Origin of the sequence: Marinomonas sp., assembly GCF_039940335.1 — a bacterium.
Classification (GTDB): domain Bacteria; phylum Pseudomonadota; class Gammaproteobacteria; order Pseudomonadales; family Marinomonadaceae; genus Marinomonas.
The window spans coordinates 22,952-40,059 of record NZ_JBDVGW010000002.1 but is presented as its reverse complement, the minus strand read 5'-3'; the positions used below and the strand labels follow the sequence as shown (position 1 = coordinate 40,059).

Here is a 17,108-nt window from a genome sequence, read left to right as displayed (position 1 = left end):
TATTGAATTTGAAGAGGCGCATTAATAGCGCCTCTTTTTTATTTACGGAATAGCGTATGTTTCATTTATTACAAAACTTATTACCATTTTTAAATTGGTCCAAAGAGGTTGACTCAGTCACTATTAGGGCGGATATATCAGCTGGTATAACAGGCGCTATTTTAGTTTTACCACAAGGTGTGGCCTACGCACTTATCGCAGGCTTACCCGCAGAATATGGCCTGTATACAGCCATTGTATCAGCTACTCTGGCGGCGCTATTTGGTAGTTCAATGCACATGATTTCGGGGCCAACGGCCGCGCTTTCAATCGTCGCAGCAACGGTCGTTAGTAGTGCTTCAGGGGATGGTGGTACGGATTATATTTCTTTAATGCTCACTTTAACTTTTATGGTTGGCGTTATTCAGTGCGTCTTGGGTTTCTTAAATTTTGGTGTATTGGTTAACTTCATTTCTCATTCTGTTGTGCAGGGATTTACCGCTGGTGCGGCAATTATTATTGCCGCAAGTCAGCTTAAAAATTTATTGGGTTTAGATATCCAGTCTGACGGTAGCCTTATTTCATATGTAAGTGGTGCTTATACTGCTCGTGATCAAACTAATTTCGCTGCTCTAAGTCTTGGCTTCATTACGTTAATAAGCGCAATTTTTTTAAAAAAGTACATGGTTAAAGTTCCATATCTCCTAGGTGCTATGTCGATAGGTGTAGGCTTATGTATAGTATTGAACGGTGAGTATTATGGCATTCAGCTGCTTGATCCGCTTTCTGGGACCTTACCTCCTTTTTCCTTACCGTTACTTGATAGTAGTACCTTCTCTATACTGCTTTCAGGTGCGTTTGCTGTTGCGCTTTTAGGCTTGATTGAGGCGGCCTCAATTGCTCGAAGTATCGCTATGCGTTCTAAACAGCAAATTGATGGTAATCAAGAGTTCATTGGGCAAGGTGTATCGAATTTATTTGGTGGTTTTTTTTCATGTTATCCAAGCTCAGGTTCATTTACACGCTCTGGTGGCAATTATGATGCTGGTGCTAAAACACCTTTAGCCAGCGTCGTTTCAGCGGTTATCGTGATTCTGTTTGTGTTATTTTTCCCGGATCTAACACAATATATTCCAGTGCCAGTGATGGCCGGCAGCATTTTATTAATCACTTGGAATCTATTCGACGTAAAGGGCTTTATTGTCGCTTTAAAGGCTGAAAAATCTGAAGTAATTACGTTTTTAGGGACTTTTGTGTGTACCTTATTTGTACAGTTAGAGTATGCCATTTACATCGGTGTTGTGATTTCGATAGGTTTTTATTTACGACGAACTTCGCGTCCAAAAATTACTATTGTGGCCCCTGTTGTGCGGGAAAACGGTAAGCGTCAAATACGTAATATATCACGTTATAATTTACATGAGTGTCCGGCTATTAAAATGGTGAGGGTAGATGGTTCTATCTTTTTCGGTTCATCCCAGCATTTGCAAAAAGCCATAGAGTCTCTGTCAATTCATGATCAGAAAGCATTAATTATTATTGCGAAAGGTATCAATTTTATTGATTCAACCGGCCAGCATATGTTGATGAACGAAGTGAATAGACTCGAAGCCCAAGGAGGGAAGGTGTTCTTTAGTTCCCTTAAAGGCAACGTATGTGATGAGCTAAAGGGGACTGAGTTTAGGGAAATGCTGGTGCAAGGGAGATTGTATGATAGTACGTCTACTGCTATTACGAAAATGATTGAGCAACTAAATGGCGAATTATGTAAATCTTGCCAAGTGCGGGTCTTTTCAGATTGTCCCAACCAAGGGCTGAGAGAGTAGAGTCAGTTTTACTCTACGCTGACAGAACTTTAGCGCTTCCTTCATGTCTGGTTGCAATCCGCACTGATAAACTTCACTTTTTAAATATATGTAAAAAACATGTTGTCAGTGAGGCAGTAATGGTCAAGTGTGTGTCACAACTATCCATCATTAAGGATAATTATAGCGGTATTGTTGGGAAGGGGGCTATGTTGGCATTGACGGCTATGTTAACGGCATGTAGTTCGAATTCAGTGCAAACCCAGAGCGACGATTTGGAGCACAGGCATAATAAGCAAGCTAGACATGACCATCATAAAGAGGATGATCACGTTAAGGTAGCGTCTACCAGAACTGCGACGCAAATAAATTTTTCGCTGTTTAATAAAGCTGCCATGGTGAAAGACCCTAAAGTTGTGTCTTGTACTTTAGTAAATGGCGATGCTGCATACTGCGCTAAGTTTGTTGTTAAATATCTGCCTGAGGACTTGGATATAGGGCCTTTTTGTCCATCTTCATTAGACAGGGAGGGTGGTATTTGGGAATGGGATGGAAGAAAATCAGGTTTATATCGTGTCGATGGCGCGTTCTTTCAGATGTTGGCGGAACAGGGTTATACCTTTTATGATGAAAAAGGTCGTGTTTATATAACGGATTTTGCAGATAAAAAATCGCCGCACGAACATAGCTGTATCAATGTGGCGGTTGATAAAGAAGTTGAAATAACCATGTTGATTCCAACAGAGCCCGTGATAGCGGATGCATCAAGTAAGCTTGGCGTGGTCGACAAAGTAGGTATGACACTGTCTGGTGTGCCTATATTCTCGGATGCACCAAGTGTCCAACAAACAGGTCACATTCCTGTGTTAGATACCTGTGCGGGGCATGTGGACCCTGGAGGTTGGTATCATTATCACGGTACTGCTACAGATATGGCGTCGGTATACGAGCATGAGGGTGTTCATGCTGAATGTCATCTGGCTCAAGATTCATCTGCTCTTTTCGGCTACGCGTTTGATGGTATTGGGATTTATGGTAGTCATGATGAGAATGGGCGATTACCAACGGACCTAGATACTTGTCACGGTCATTTGGGTTACGTTCAAGGTAAGCAAGAAAAAGTATACCACTACCATGCGACAGAAGATTTTCCAAATTTACCGCCTTGCTTATCAGGCGTTGTTGCAAGAAATAACTTTTCAACGACAGCGGAAACCGGAGTAGGCGCTGTCAAGAATAAGGGAAGTCAAACGATGGCTGAACATCCAGATGAGCCTGATGGTCAAAGAAGGAGAATGCAAGGGGATCAAAGCGAACCGAGAGGGGAAGGGTTTCCTCCTGGTTTTGAGGAAGCTGCACAAACATTAGGTGTTTCTGTTGATGAGTTATTCCAAGCATTGAATGATGCTGGTGGTCCTAATGCAGACATCGGCCAAGTGGCCAAGGTATTAGGGATAAGTGAAGAAGCCTTGACGGCAGCTTTACCTCAACCACCACAAAGATAAATCGCAAATAGCACCTCACATCAATCAGTTGTAAGGTGCTATTGCTTCCTAGGTTACCAGCTTCCAGTGTTCTCCATAGAATGCCATGGTTCTTGAGGTGGTAAGTTATCGCCTACTTGTAATAATTCAATGGAGATTCCATTGGGATCTTTGATGAAAGCCATGTGGCCGTCTCGAGGTGGGCGCAAAATAGTCACACCTAATGATTGTAGTGTTTCGCACGTCTTGTAGATATCCTCCACAGCGAACGCTAAGTGGCCGAATTGATCGCCATTAGTGTACTTTCTATCGCCCCAATTATGGGTGAGCTCAACCTCTGGTTCACCTATCGCGCTTGCATAGTAGATCAGCGAAAATTGCCCTTTCTCACTGTCCATTTGACGGGTTTTTATTAGGCCTAAACCTTCAGTATAAAAAGTATGGCTTTCTTCTGGTTTGTCTGTACGAATCATCGCATGTAAATATTTGGTCGTCATAAACTCTCTCCTTAATATGATGAGTATGCCAGTGGTGGGACTCGGTTGGCCAGTCTTGTCTGATAAAGGAGGCGAAGTGTGGCTAATAAAAAAGCCTACTAAAAGTAGGCTTTAATAAGAATTGAGGGCTAACGTGAATTAATAGCTTTTATAAGCGGTACTACTGTTCTGGTCGACACTATAAATCGTCCAGCGTTTTTGTTCTGCTTCTTTTCTGGCAAAAACTTCTGCTACCACACGGCGATTGTTTTCGCGGCCTTGTTCAGAGTCGTTGCTATCAATAGGGCGATCTTCACCATATCCAATACCTTTAACTCGGCTTTGACGTATTCTAAAGCTATCTACCAACACATCTGCAATAGCATTTGCACGCTTTTGAGATAACTCTTGGTTTAACTCAAAAGAACCAACGTTGTCAGTATGTCCTTCGATAACCACAGATGTGCCTGGGTTATCATTTAAGAAATCTGCAAGTTTTTTAAGTTCTGGGTAGAAGCGAGGTTTGACAACGGCTTGACCAGAGTCAAAAAGGATATTTAATTGTACGGTTAAAAGCTTAGCAGACACATCAGGGCAACCATAGTTATCTACAGCAGCGTCTTTTTTTGTATTAGAGCAGCGATCACGAACATCTATCACGCCATCGCCATCCGAATCAATAAGGCGCGCTTGCATATTGATGCTATATAAGCTTTCAGCATGAATGCTGGAGCTAATAGCAAGCAATACACCAAAGGTGCTTATTGTTTTGAATAAGATGCTCATAAAGAGTTCTTCCCGTTTGTTTATTTAATAGCCATTATAGTAAAGCAAAGGTTCACTTAAACCAATGTCAATTAGAGACTTTACTTAATCTAATCAATTAATTGTATGGCTGTGCTCATTGTAATGCAAGTTTTTACGCATAAAAAACGGATCTTTATATTGCAAAAGGCAGTATGTGATGATAAGTGAAGGTGTTTTTTAATTGAAAAACACGCAAATTTCTTAATGCGGATTTAAAAAACATATTCGTTAAGTTGTTTTTAAGAGTGGTGGCGAATATGGCTTATAATATTTATTCTTCCCATACCCATCGCAATGGTTCCCCGAAATCATCGTAAAGCATTTTCTTTGTAGGTTTGTTAGGGAGTGGGCCTTTTTGTGAGGCTGGAGGGTGTTTGCGTTCCTGAATGGCCGCTACTACGTGTGGAAGAGGGGTGCGTTGTTGTTTGGGTTCGCTAAAGCCAATATGAGTCGTGTTATACTTACCATCAACGAGACCAGACTCACCCATATCTACGTGCTGAATTTCGCCTTTTGCCTTGATAAATTCATCTACCAATGATTCCAGCTCTTTACGCGTGTCTTTTTTGGTAGTTTTAGGTTTAAGCATAATGTTTAGGGTAGAGTCCTTCTTTGAAGAGTTTGGTACAAAAATTAATCACAACTTAATATAGTAAACGGAAGAGGTAGCGAGTGTCTATTAGCAACTTGATTGTGCATGAGATCCAAAAACATGAAGGTGAACGTAAGGCAATTTTAATTGCTCGCCCTAATGAAAACCCAATAGATGGCCAGGCGCTTGCTTTATCGGAGCAGGTGACCAACCTTTTTAATCGTTCAGGCATGAATACTGGACGCTTTTCAAACCCTCAGGGCAGTGAAGAGGGTAGCCAATTACCTGCATTGCTATATAAACACTTTAAAGATAACAGTTTTCATGATTTTGCAGTCTTTTCTAAAGACTGCGCGGCAGAGTTCGTAAAGTTCATCGAGCCGGTAGAAGAGGTGGAGGGGGGGCTCCTATGGTTCAATCACTATGAATTGCATGATACGCATTTTTTGTATGTGGTTTTGCTTAAACGTAAGCAGGGTATAGGCCTTGGTGCGGACTTGAGCCTCTCTCAGGTCGAACAGATCGAAATGGAAAAGCTGCATATGGCTTTACGAATAAACCTTACGGCGTGGCAGGCGGAAGATGAAGGTCGCTATATAGCCTTTCGTTTTGGACGAGCACCGAAAGTGGAGAGTGATTACTTTACTCAGTTTATTGGTTGTGACGAGCCTAAGGTAGCGTCGAAAGAAACCCGTAAACTGGTTGATTTGACTTCAGCCTTCTGTCAGTCGGAAGGTATGCCAGCTAAACAAGCCAACGAATTCAAAAAAGTGGTGTCTGAGCATTGTAAGGGTAAAGCGGAAGAGCGTGAGCCATTAGCCATGCAATCATTAGCCACAGAGGTGGAATCTCGATTTTCAGTTGAACAGGCGAATAAGTTTTTAGAAATTGCAGAATCAGAAAACTTTAAAATGGAAAAAGAGATTTTTGTAGAAAAAGCTGCGCTTAAAAAGTTAACGCGCCTTTCTGGCAGTAGCAAAGCCTTGACCTTAAGTTTCGACAGCGATCTCTTAGGGGATTCTGTGGTGTTTGATGCAGACTCGGGAAGCCTGACCATAAAGGAGCTTCCACGAAGTCTACTAAAACAACTGCAAGCAAGCAGTAACGACTAGGGTTTAAGTTTTAATAACTCGATCAATTCATACATGGTTTTAAAGCAAACCGACGCACCTGCTTCGGTTTGTTTCTTTGCATCCATGCTGCCGCAATAAGCAAAAACAGTCATGCCTGCGGCTTTGCCTGCTTTAATACCTGCAATCGAGTCTTCAATGACTAAGCAATCTTTCGGTTGAACACCTAATGCCTCTGCCGCTTTTAAGTATAAGTCAGGTGCTGGTTTGCCATTGGCAACATCGTCTAGGGCGAAGCGAACAGAGAAGGTATTGATTAATCCTATTTTACTGAGTTTTTCATTCATTTCTGCACGGTTGGCATTTGTTGCCATGGCAATTGGACATTGGATGCGTTGAAGCAGATCGACGACACCTTCGATAGGTTCAAGATGCTTTTCGATATGTTGCTTAAAGCGGGCTTTATAATCAGCTTGAAAAGTATCAGGTAAGGGGCGACCAAGCATTTTTGTCGCGGTAGCAAGATTGCTTTTTGTAGTAAAACCACTAAATTTTTCATGAAGGACATCTGAATCAAGTTCAAGCCCTAAGTCTGCCAACATGCTTTTCATGATGTTGTTGGAAAGGGTTTCAGTGTCGACAATTACGCCGTCGCAATCGAACAGGATTGCTTGGTAAGAATAATCCATATAAAAGCCAATTAAATTAAGAATGTGGCTACATAATAGGAAGTTGTTAAGAGGAAAGGAAGGGAGGGAGTTTTATTGTTTTTCTCCCCTTATAAGTAACTTAATACGATATAATAGTAATTAAAGGTCTGTTTGTTGGTTTCGTCGCTTATTAAGCCGCTTGTTTCAAGGTTTGTGGACGTGCTGTCGCTTTCTTGAATGCTTTGCTTAGAAAACTGTAAGTTTGTTTAGCTAGAGTGTTTAGTTTTTGCATTCTAAGAGCACGAGCTTCGCGACGACGTTTAGCGGCTAAGCTGTTATCCAAATAGCCCCATTTTTCAAGTAATGCTTCGTATTGTTGTTGAGAATCCATAGTTAACTCCTTAGTTAAGATTGAAAAATGTTGTTTTATTACAACATTTTTGAAGTTTAGAAGGGGTGGCTATGAATAACAAACGATGCTTTTTCACACATTAGGTTAGAATTTTTCATCAATTGCATACTGAAGGTATTATGGCTTACCGTCCCTTAGAAGAGTTTTCAAAGTATTGGATATTTAAACGTGATGATCCAAAAGTAGATGCCAATGATCTGGCGGCAATTCGTTTGCTTAGTGAGGCCAAAGCCGCCAACATTTGGCGCGACTATATAAGTGATGGGCAGATCCACCCTGATCATCTGACAGATCGCGATTGGGTAACCTCTGAAGCGGCCTTACAAGTTAAGCTGAGTTGGGAAAAGCGTTGGGATTCCGATTTGCTTGAATTACCGGAAGAATCTTTAGAGCATTTTTCAGCTTGGGGTGAAGATACTCTGGTGTATTTTTGTTGTCACAATGAACTGGTGTTTGAACTGCAATGGGGCGTGTTTAAGCGCAGCTGGAAAGCTTTTTTGTTTATGGATAACGGTCCAATCCTTGTAGGTCGAAAGAAAAAGCAAGCAGCGCAATTTTATAGCAATGGTTGGATGCATTTATTGTTAAGAAATTAAGTTGTTTTAAGGGAAGTTTAAGAGGAATTGACGCTTTCTAGAGGCTTTAATAAGGGTAGATTACTGAAACTATGCAAAAATAAAGGAATCAATCTTAAACAAGGGGTTAGGTTCTGTTTGTTTCTTGATAACAAGGTTAAGGTTGAGGGGTATCTTTTAGGCATAGGCAAAGTATGAGCCGTTATATCTCTCCAGTTTTATATGTATTGCTAATTCTTGTTGGCTGCTCCGCTTTTATCTCCATCGCGGGTGTTCGGGTTGGCATGTTTGAACCGATAACAGGATTTTCAGTTCTTAAATGGAGTGTTGTAGCATCGTTGTTATTGTCTTTTCTAGCGGTTGCCTCTTTAGCGGCTTGCCGCAAAGAAAAAAATATAAAGAGTAAACGCTTCTTTTGGCTAATTTTTGCTATCTCTATTGTTTACAGTGGTTTTTGGATCGCTTTCTATCTTGAAAAATCCGCCTACCCTAATATCAATGACATCACTACCGATGCCGATATTCCGCCTGCTTACCTCAATATCAATTTTTTACGAAAATCGAGTGAAAACGACTTGGTCTATAACAAAGAATGGGCTGAGATTCAGAAGAAGCATTATCCTAAAATTAAGCCGTTCTTTACCAGTACTCCGAAAAAACAAGTGTATGAAGCGGCTGTCGCACTTATTAATGAGCGCGGTTGGGAAATGGTTTCTGAATACCCAAAAGTTGGGGTCGTTGAAGCAACGGCTCGTACCCCGGTGTTTGGCTTTCGTGATGATGTCGTCATTCGTGTGATCCGACAAGGAGATACAACGCGCCTTGATATTAGATCATGCTCACGAGTAGGCACGAGTGCGGATTTTGGTGAAAATGCTGCTCGTGTTGAAGCTTTCTTACAAGACTTATCAAGTCGATTAGTCGTCAATGAATAACAATCATAGATCTTCTTAAAATGTGACACTCGCGGTACACTCATAACTTAGTTTTTGGAGATTCGCGGATGGCCATTAGAAAGCAGCAAAAAGCGCAAACACGAGCCAAGATTAAACAGGTGGCTAAACAGGCTTTTTTAAAGCAGGGCATTGATGCCACCAGCACCCGCTATCTTAGTCAGCAAGCCAGCATTGCGGTTGGAACGCTATTCGTACATTTTCCAGATAAGTTAGCTCTAGTGAAGGACATCTTCTTTGATGAGATGGAATTTGCTTTGCGGACGGCTTCTCAACATCAGCAGCACGTATCTTCTCCCGTGGACTATTTGCAACAAATGGCCCATGTCTTGTTTGTGTTTTATGATGATTACAGTGAATTTACTCAGCAGGTGTTATTAGATAGCCTAGCCCATGGTGGTTTTCATACCACGCAGATGGCTGCTGTGTATGATGGCGTAATTGTGCGCTTTCAACAGGTAGGGGTTGATGACAATGCTGCCCATGTGTTTGCGGAAAATATGATTGCCAACTATTGGTTTGTCTTATTATCTGGTTTGCCCAAAGGGGTGCTGGGCAGACAAGCTTTAGATCATTTAAAACGATTAAACTTACCCTTCGAAATGTCTTATAAGAATGCTTTGAAAAGCCACTAAGCCAACACTTTATATTTACTAGATGTAAGCTGCTTTGCTATACCAATTCTCTATGGCGATCAGAAGCTTATGCTTTATTTCAATTGCTTGAAGTGTTCATTTTCTCTAGTCTAACGTGATCTTATTGGCTTTTAGAGAGAAATATGAACGAGCACTTATGTCAGTTAGAACCCACCATTGTGTGGCGTCATTTTCAAACATTATGTAACACACCGCGTCCTTCTTATTACGAAGCCCAATTGAGGGATCTACTAATTCGATGGGCTGAGGGCAGAAACTTAGAGAGCTATGTGGACACAGCGGGGAATCTATTGATTAGAAAGCCCGCAACTGCTGGTATGGAAGATAGGCAAGGTGTGGTGTTACAAGGTCACCTAGATATGGTGGCGCAGAAAAATGTGCAAACTCAGCATGATTTTACCAAAGACCCGATTTTAACCAGAGTGGAAGATGGCTGGCTTCATGCGCAAGGCACCACGCTAGGAGCTGATAATGGCATCGGCGTCGCCGCGGCTTTGGCGGTGTTGGAATCTAACGATATTGTTCATGGCCCAATCGAAGCGTTATTCACCATTGAAGAAGAAAGTAGTTTACGGGGGGCTTTACAACTAGAGCCAGGCATTCTAAAAGGCCGTCTATTGCTTAATCTAGATTCAGAAGACAGAGGCGATGTGTACATCGGCTGTGCTGGTGGTGCGGATGTTAATGTGTCCCATACTTTCAAAGCTCAAGCCATTAAAGACAATGAGGTGAGCTATGAGGTTAGGGTCTCAGGCTTGCGTGGCGGCCATTCTGGACTGGATATAAATAAAGGTCGTGCCAGTGCCAATGTGATTTTAGTGCGTTTGTTGAGCTTATTGAGTCAGAGTCTCACTTACTCGTTAGGCTCATTAAGTGGCGGCACATTACGAAATGCTATTGCTCGTGAAGCAACAGCAAGTATCAGTATGAATAAAAGCCACTTAGATACATTCAAAGATTTTTTAAATCACTTTACCTCAACCGTGCAGGCTGAGTTTGCTTCGGTAGAGCAAAATCTCACCATCGAGATCGCCCCGGTGCAGCTGGCTACTGCGCTTAGTGAACAAGATACTTGTAGGCTAATTAATGCGATGACATGTGCTCCCCATGGTGTTCATCGTATGAGTAATGCTTTATCAGGAGTAACTGAAACGTCTTGTAACTTTGGTGTGATGAATTTACTGGATGGTGAATCGGGTATTAAAAAATTTGATGCCTGCTTACTGGTGCGGTCATTATTAGATGATGCTGTGGTTCATCATGCGAATCAGGTGCGCAGCGCTTTTGTGTTAATTGATGCCGAGGTGTGTGTTGAAAACGACTACCCTGGCTGGCGTCCAAACCCTAAGGCCGGCTTACTTAAACATTTTCTCGAAGTTCATGAAGAGGTAATGGGCCAGCCTGCTAATGTGAAAGTCATTCATGCTGGGCTTGAGTGTGGAATCATTGGTGCAAAATATTCCGGTATGGAAATGGTTTCTTTTGGTCCAAATATTCGGGGTGCCCACTCACCTGATGAGCGTATGGAAATAGAGTCGGTGACAGACTTTTGGCGCTTACTTTGTGCTTTGTTAGCCTCGGTCCCTGTTCAACCTCAATAGGTCACAAAATCATAATTGTTCCTGTAGATATGGCATAATATCACTCATATCTACAGGAACAATCTTATGTCATGTAAATCCCATATCGTTAAGCTAGATGGTTTGGCATACCATCTAAATGACGGTGATAATCTACTCAGCGCATTATTGGCGCAATCGGTAAGCCTTGCTCACGGTTGTCGGGCGGGTGTCTGTGGTGCTTGTCGACTTTATAGTCTTGGGGATAATGCACCGTTGCTAAGTTGCCAAACAACGCTAAAAAATAGTCTCTCATTATCTCGACGCTTTCCTGTGAGAGGTGATAACTTTGATGTGCTTGAAAAGAGTCAACTTGATGATCACAATCTTGTACTGACATTATTAGGCCCAAGCGATGATAGCTTTGGCGATCGGCTGACAGTATTGCTGCCAGAAGGTAATGCGGAGGCTGAGCAAGAGTGTATGGCCATTAATCGCCCCGGAGAAAAAATCCAAATTCTATTACAGAAAAACCTCCTTTCTTTTGAAAAATGGACGTACTTTACCCGCCTCAAGCCCAAAAATTTGTTATCCATTAGTGTTGATCGTAGCCAACGAAAAGGGCGTATGCTGGTGGATTTATCTATATCTGACATGCCCGTATTACTCATTGCAAGCTATGAAAACCATGCCTTCGAACGTTATTGGCGAGATGTATTGCAGCAGCTTCCAGCAGAACTGGCAGACTTTGTCGCTTTGTCTTCTAAGCAACTTGGTTGCTCACAGAATTTAGCCAAATTGACAGAGGTTTTACAACAAGCTTGCCAAAAGTTTGGCGCTGCGAAGTTGCAGATTGTTTATCATGGTAGCGGTATACCCGCTACAGATTGGGAGCCGCTGTTGCGAGAGCATAGAATCCGACTATCTCAGCTACATTTTGTTCGTTAGCACTTTTGCCATTAGTTTTTAAGTTGGTTTATTTATGAAAATTTTACACAGCTCGGATTGGCACCTTGGACAGCACTTTATGGGCAAAAGCCGTAAAGAAGAGCACGCGGCTTTTATTAATTGGCTATTGGCGGTTATTGAAGAGGAAGGCATAGAGGCTCTTATTATTGCGGGAGATATTTTTGATACTGGTGCGCCACCAAGTTATGCCCGGGAAATGTACCACCAGTTAGTATTGGATATGAAGGCGCGTCATTGTCAGTTGTTTGTTGTAGCGGGCAATCATGATTCCGTTAGCATGTTGAATGAGTCGAAAAGCCTATTGGGTTATTTAGATACCCAGGTAACGAGTCAGGCCAACCGAGATCATCTTGAAGAACATGTGCTGCCAATTACATCGAAAGATGGCAGGGTGGCAGCTTGGTTATGTGCCGTTCCTTATCTGCGTCCGAAGGATGTGTTAGACAGTGTTGCAGGGCAATCTGAACAACAAAAAAAACAGGCACTCCAACAGCAGATCTCTGACTTTTATCAGCAAGTGTATGCTATTGCTGAACAAAAAAACGCGGAACTTGATCAGCCTGTTGCCATTATAGGAACGGGGCATCTAACCGCAGTGGGTGGTCAATTGAGTGAGTCGGTCAGGGATCTTTATGTGGGGAGTTTGGAAGCGCTACCTACCCATGTGTTTCCCAAATTTGATTACCTTGCGCTGGGTCATATTCACCGTGCGCAAGCGATTAATAAGCAGGGAAATTTCCGTTACAGTGGCTCACCTATCCCATTAAGTTTTGATGAGTTAGCCCGAGAAAAATCTGTTGTTATTATTGATACTGAGCGTCTAAGCACTGAACATCTGAGCACCGAGCAAACAACCCCCGTTATCCAAGACTTATTCGCTCAACAGGACTCTCTGCAAGAGACGCTTAAAGGGATTCAGATGAAGTCTATCCCAAGATTTCAGGCCATGATAAGTCTTAAAGGTCGGCTGGATGAACTCTTGTCAAAAATTACTCAATTACCTACTCCAGAAAGTGGAAATTTATGGTTGGAAGTGACCGTGATTGCAGATGATTATATTAGTGATGTGCAAAAACGTTTGTCTGAGGTGATTGAAGCTTTACCGATTGAGTTGTTGCGGGTGATGCGTAAAAGTGCCGTTGAAGCAAAGGCTGGTAATCATGTGAAGCGCGAAACCTTAGCCGAGTTGACGGTCGCCGATGTGTTTGAACGCGCCATTGCAACTCAGTTGGATATTTCTGAGGACGACTTTCAGTCGTTAACACAGCTTTTTAATGAGTGCTTGGATGAAGTGCAAACCCAGCAGGCGCAGCCGTCATGAAGATATGTAAGTTGCGTTTAAAAAACCTCAACTCCTTGAAAGGTGAGTGGTTAATTGATTTTTCCAAGCCGCCCTTTTCCGAAGCTGGGGTATTTGCCATTGTCGGTCCCACAGGGGCAGGCAAGTCCACCTTGTTAGATGCCATTTGTTTAGCGCTTTACCATGAAACGCCGAGACTAAAAGTTTCGCCCAGTGAAAATGAAGTCATGACTCGTCATACGGCTGAGTGTTTGGCTGAGGTTGAGTTTGAAGTAAAGGGTGAGGGGTATCGAGCCTTTTGGAGCCAAAGGCGCTCTCGTGGCAACGTCGATGGCAAGCTGCAGCCAATGGTCTGTGAGCTAAGTAAGCTGGATGGCACGATTCTGACCACCAAAATTAATGAGAAAATTGATTTGGTCGCTCAGTTAACTGGGCTGGATTTCTCCCGATTCACTAAGTCCATGCTGTTGGCTCAAGGTGGCTTTTCTGCCTTTTTGAATGCCAAGCCCAACGAAAGGGCTTCTTTATTAGAGGAGCTAACGGGTACTGAGATTTATGGTCAAGTTTCCCAATGGGTGTTTGAAAAGCATAAGCAAGAGAAGAGCGAGCTTGCACTACTAGAAAAGAATATCGAACAACAGACACTCCTGTCGGATGAGCAGTTAGCAGAATACCAGACTCAAGAAGCGAACTATGAAAAAGAGAGTCAGCAGCAAGGAGAACAACTCAGGCTCCATAAAAAACTTCAGCAATGGTTGGAGCAAAAAGACGCATTAGAACAGCAGCTGAACTTGCAAAAAACGGCCTTAAGGAGCGCTCAACAAAAAGTGGCTGACTTTACAGGTAAGCAAACAGCCCTTGAATTAGCAAAACAAGCCCAGAGCTTGCAGTCAGAATTTGATCATCAGCAAAGTTTGGTCACTAAGGTCACTCATTTAGAGCACGAGCGTGAACACTCCACTCGACAGCAGCAGGTGCTACAAGAACAGTTAGCCAAAGCTCAGCAAGAGCAGTCAGCAAGTCAACACATTTTGTCTTTGCATCAGCAAGCATTGGAGGACCTTAATGATAAAATTGAAAAGCAGATCCAGCCTTTATTGACTCAGCAGGAACATCTGGCACAGCAACAGCTAGAGGTCCAAGCTCAGCTCCATCAAGAAGAACAAAAATACGCTCAGCAGGAAGACAAATATCAAGCGCTAGAAAAACAGCGTCTAAAGCTTGATGAACAGAGTGTAGAAAGCAAAACATTGCTTGAAAAGTGGCCCCATGCAGAAAAAATTCACCCGCAACTCTCAAGCTGGCGGCATAGAGCGCAACTTATTCTGGAGGGGGAGCAGAAAATTGCTGTGATGGTAGAGGAAAAACAGCGCCTACAAGCCGAATGTGAAAGTGCCGAAGTCACCTTTAAACACCAGCAGCAAACATTGATGCAATGGCAAGCGAATCAAGCGAATCAGCAGCAAATTGTGGATTCGACTTTACAGGCTTTTTACCGCTTAACTGACCAGCAAGAGCTGCAAGTTTGGCAGCAGAATTATTATCAACTTGAGCGTCAGGTGAATGGCCTGCAAGAGGCCCATCAGTTACAAGGGCAATATTTACAACTTAAGCAGAATGCCAAGCAATTAGCGCAGTCCCTTCAAGGCCTAGAGGCTCAATGGGCTGCTATTGAAGCTAAGCTACAACAGCAGCGTAAGCTTTATCGAGATAAAAAACAGCATCAAAGTCATCTAGAAAGCTTGTTATTCGCTGAGCGTCAGATTCACACACTCATGCAATTGCGTGAACAACTGAACCAAGGGGAGCATTGCCCTTTATGTGGCGCAGAGGAGCATGATTTTGAGCATGCTTTGCAGATAACCGAGCCACAAAGGCTGGCGGAACTAGAGCAGTTAACCACAGAGTTGGCAGAATTGACTGAGCAGGGCATGTTAATGTCTGCAGAACAAAAGGATCTGAATAAAGAGCAAGAGCTCATGCAACGCCAATATCAGCAAAGTCAGCAGGATATATCGTCTGTCTTTACGGCATTAGAGCAAGGTATCGTCAAGTGTCAAAACCTAGGCTTGCCACTTGAAAATACTGAGACGGATGAATGGCAGATAGAGCCATTGCTAGGGAAACAGCAGTCTTTATGGCAAGGACAAGAGGCGCTACTCCCAGAAATTACTGACTTGCATCGTCAATGGCAAGGTCATAATGCTGGATTACAAGAGCATGCCTTGAGGGTGCAACAAGGTATTGAGCAGCTCAATCAAGCGCAGAGTCGTTATCAATTAACACAGCAATCAGTCACTCAATTGCAGTCCCAATACCAGACAATGCAAGCCAGTATTAAGAAAGACAGACAGGCGCTTTTAAGTGCTATGTCCGCTGCTGCAGTGGGTGACAGATTCCTACACGAATCACTTGACCAGGCCTTGATAAAATTAAGTGATGAGCTAGTGCAATGGCAAGAGAGTAAAGAAAGCTTAGGGCGTTTACAACTCGAGCAGGAAAAATTGCTGGTGGAATTGTCGGCAACTAAGGCTTCCCTAAAAGAAACAGGAATTGGCTTAGAGTCCATTAAAGCCAAACACCAAACCTTAAGTGAAAAGAGCCTACAAACTCAGAGAGATCTTGAACCTTTGTTGTTAGGTTCCACCGTTGTGGAACTTCGTCAAAAGGCTCAGCAACAGTTAAAAGATAGCCAGTTATTGAATGAAAAAGCGGTTCAGCAATGTCAGCAGATTACTCGAGACTTGGCTTCTATCGAGGCAACGATTAAGGCCCAGACAAAGGCTCATGACAATGTGTTGCAAGAATGTCAGCAGGCGCAGTTAAGTTGGCAAAAAAGCTTGGTAGAAAAGTCTTTTGAGAGTGAGGTTTCATGGCAAGCGGCGCGGCTCGATGAAAGCAGAATAGCTGAATTAGAGGCGGAGTCAGTGGTCATAAGCACTGAGCTTGCTAAATGTGAAGTGAGATTTTCTCAGGTGCAAGAAGCTTGGCAGGTGCATCAGGAGAGAATGCTTCCCGGAACAGAATTGGCGCTATTAGCTGTAACGAACATTGCGAACCTTGCTTTGGCTGAGTGGCAGCAAAAGGTACTGCAATTGGAAGCGCATCAAGCCAATTTATTACGTCAGTGGGGTGTAGTTTCACAACAAGTTCGTGAAGAGCTACAGCGTCGAGAAGAGGTTTCCAATAAGCGCTTACAGTTAAGTCAGAGCCGTAACAAGTTGCGACACCTTGAGCAACTGAATTATGTGATTGGTTCTGCCGATGGCGCTAAATTCCGTCGCTATGCTCAAAGCCTAACGTTAGAGCATCTCGTGTATCTTGCGAATCAGCATCTACATATATTGCATCGTCGTTATCAATTAGGGCGCAAAGCTGATGCTTTGGCTCTAGAAGTGATTGATACTTGGCAGGCCAATACCAGTCGCGATACAAAAACGCTTTCGGGTGGTGAATCGTTTCTAGTGAGTCTGGCTCTGGCACTTGCATTATCGGATTTGGTCTCGCACAAAACCAGTATTGACTCTTTATTCCTAGATGAAGGCTTTGGCACTCTCGACAATGATACTCTAGAGTCAGCACTAGACGCTCTAGACAACCTGCATGCCTCAGGAAAAACCATCGGCATTATCAGTCACATTAATGCTTTAAAAGACAGAATCCCTGTGCAATTAAGGTTGAGCAAGCAAAGTGGTTTAGGGGTTAGCCGCTTAGGTGCAGAGTTTGCAGTTTGTAAGTCTCAATGACTTTTTTGACTTGGAAGCTGATGGTGCAAAAGTTGTCCCCAGAAAAGCAGGAACAAGTGTGTAAATAAGTGTTAT

15 protein-coding genes are annotated in these 17,108 nt (G+C 42.9%); 10 read left to right on the top strand and 5 right to left on the bottom strand.

What is annotated here, in order from left to right; all coding sequences use genetic code 11:
• Positions 1-56: 56 nt before the first annotated feature.
• Positions 57-1,805, top strand: a complete 1,749-nt coding sequence (locus ABJF92_RS00225) for a SulP family inorganic anion transporter (RefSeq protein WP_446813843.1) — start codon at positions 57-59, stop codon at positions 1,803-1,805.
• A gap of 131 nt (positions 1,806-1,936) precedes the next feature.
• Positions 1,937-3,289 carry a YHYH protein gene (locus ABJF92_RS00220; RefSeq protein WP_446813842.1) on the top strand — a complete coding sequence of 451 codons (1,353 nt, stop codon included), beginning with the start codon at positions 1,937-1,939 and terminating at the stop codon, positions 3,287-3,289.
• A 53-nt stretch (positions 3,290-3,342) separates the two neighbouring features.
• On the opposite strand, the gene ABJF92_RS00215 is transcribed toward ABJF92_RS00220, so the two are convergent.
• The 3 genes from ABJF92_RS00215 to ABJF92_RS00205 all read right to left on the bottom strand — a co-directional run bounded on the left by ABJF92_RS00215 (position 3,343) and on the right by ABJF92_RS00205 (position 5,140).
• Entirely contained in the window at positions 3,343-3,765 is a 423-nt protein-coding gene (locus tag ABJF92_RS00215; RefSeq protein WP_446813841.1) for a VOC family protein, read from the bottom strand.
• Positions 3,766-3,903: 138 nt separating this feature from the next.
• The gene (locus ABJF92_RS00210) at positions 3,904-4,530 is read right to left on the bottom strand and encodes an OmpA family protein (RefSeq protein ID WP_446813840.1); all 627 of its coding nucleotides are present in this window, start codon (positions 4,528-4,530) and stop codon (positions 3,904-3,906) included.
• Between the two features lie 292 nt (positions 4,531-4,822).
• The gene (locus tag ABJF92_RS00205) at positions 4,823-5,140 is read right to left on the bottom strand and encodes a hypothetical protein (protein ID WP_446813839.1); all 318 of its coding nucleotides are present in this window, start codon (positions 5,138-5,140) and stop codon (positions 4,823-4,825) included.
• Positions 5,141-5,223: 83 nt separating this feature from the next.
• Between ABJF92_RS00205 and ABJF92_RS00200 the strand changes: the two genes are divergently transcribed.
• Positions 5,224-6,255 carry a nucleoid-associated protein gene (locus tag ABJF92_RS00200; RefSeq protein ID WP_446813838.1) on the top strand — a complete coding sequence of 344 codons (1,032 nt, stop codon included), beginning with the start codon at positions 5,224-5,226 and terminating at the stop codon, positions 6,253-6,255.
• On the opposite strand, the gene ABJF92_RS00195 is transcribed toward ABJF92_RS00200, so the two are convergent.
• Both ABJF92_RS00195 and ABJF92_RS00190 read right to left on the bottom strand, forming a co-directional pair.
• Entirely contained in the window at positions 6,252-6,902 is a 651-nt protein-coding gene (locus ABJF92_RS00195; protein ID WP_446813837.1) for an HAD family hydrolase, read from the bottom strand. The genes ABJF92_RS00200 and ABJF92_RS00195 overlap by 4 nt on opposite strands.
• A gap of 151 nt (positions 6,903-7,053) precedes the next feature.
• Positions 7,054-7,254, bottom strand: coding sequence for a hypothetical protein (locus ABJF92_RS00190; protein WP_446813836.1), 201 nt, complete (start codon positions 7,252-7,254; stop codon positions 7,054-7,056).
• A 140-nt stretch (positions 7,255-7,394) separates the two neighbouring features.
• On the opposite strand from ABJF92_RS00190, the gene ABJF92_RS00185 reads away from it, so the two are divergent.
• From ABJF92_RS00185 to ABJF92_RS00155, 7 genes are all read left to right on the top strand, one after another.
• Positions 7,395-7,871, top strand: coding sequence for a DUF2947 family protein (locus ABJF92_RS00185; RefSeq protein ID WP_446813835.1), 477 nt, complete (start codon positions 7,395-7,397; stop codon positions 7,869-7,871).
• A 173-nt stretch (positions 7,872-8,044) separates the two neighbouring features.
• On the top strand, positions 8,045-8,785 hold the full coding sequence (locus ABJF92_RS00180) for a DUF1499 domain-containing protein (RefSeq protein ID WP_446813834.1): 741 nt from the start codon (positions 8,045-8,047) through the stop codon (positions 8,783-8,785).
• A 68-nt stretch (positions 8,786-8,853) separates the two neighbouring features.
• Positions 8,854-9,438: a TetR/AcrR family transcriptional regulator gene (locus ABJF92_RS00175; RefSeq protein ID WP_446813833.1), complete on the top strand. Its 585-nt coding sequence runs from the start codon at positions 8,854-8,856 to the stop codon at positions 9,436-9,438.
• A gap of 143 nt (positions 9,439-9,581) precedes the next feature.
• The gene (locus tag ABJF92_RS00170; protein ID WP_446813832.1) at positions 9,582-11,060 is read left to right on the top strand and encodes an aminoacyl-histidine dipeptidase; all 1,479 of its coding nucleotides are present in this window, start codon (positions 9,582-9,584) and stop codon (positions 11,058-11,060) included.
• A 66-nt stretch (positions 11,061-11,126) separates the two neighbouring features.
• The gene (locus ABJF92_RS00165; protein WP_446813831.1) at positions 11,127-11,966 is read left to right on the top strand and encodes a 2Fe-2S iron-sulfur cluster binding domain-containing protein; all 840 of its coding nucleotides are present in this window, start codon (positions 11,127-11,129) and stop codon (positions 11,964-11,966) included.
• Positions 11,967-12,000: 34 nt separating this feature from the next.
• Entirely contained in the window at positions 12,001-13,308 is a 1,308-nt protein-coding gene (locus ABJF92_RS00160; RefSeq protein ID WP_446813830.1) for an exonuclease SbcCD subunit D C-terminal domain-containing protein, read from the top strand.
• Complete coding sequence (locus ABJF92_RS00155; protein WP_446813829.1) at positions 13,305-17,033, top strand: AAA family ATPase; 3,729 nt, start codon at positions 13,305-13,307, stop codon at positions 17,031-17,033. The genes ABJF92_RS00160 and ABJF92_RS00155 overlap by 4 nt, the downstream gene beginning before the upstream one ends.
• Positions 17,034-17,108 lie beyond the last annotated feature (75 nt).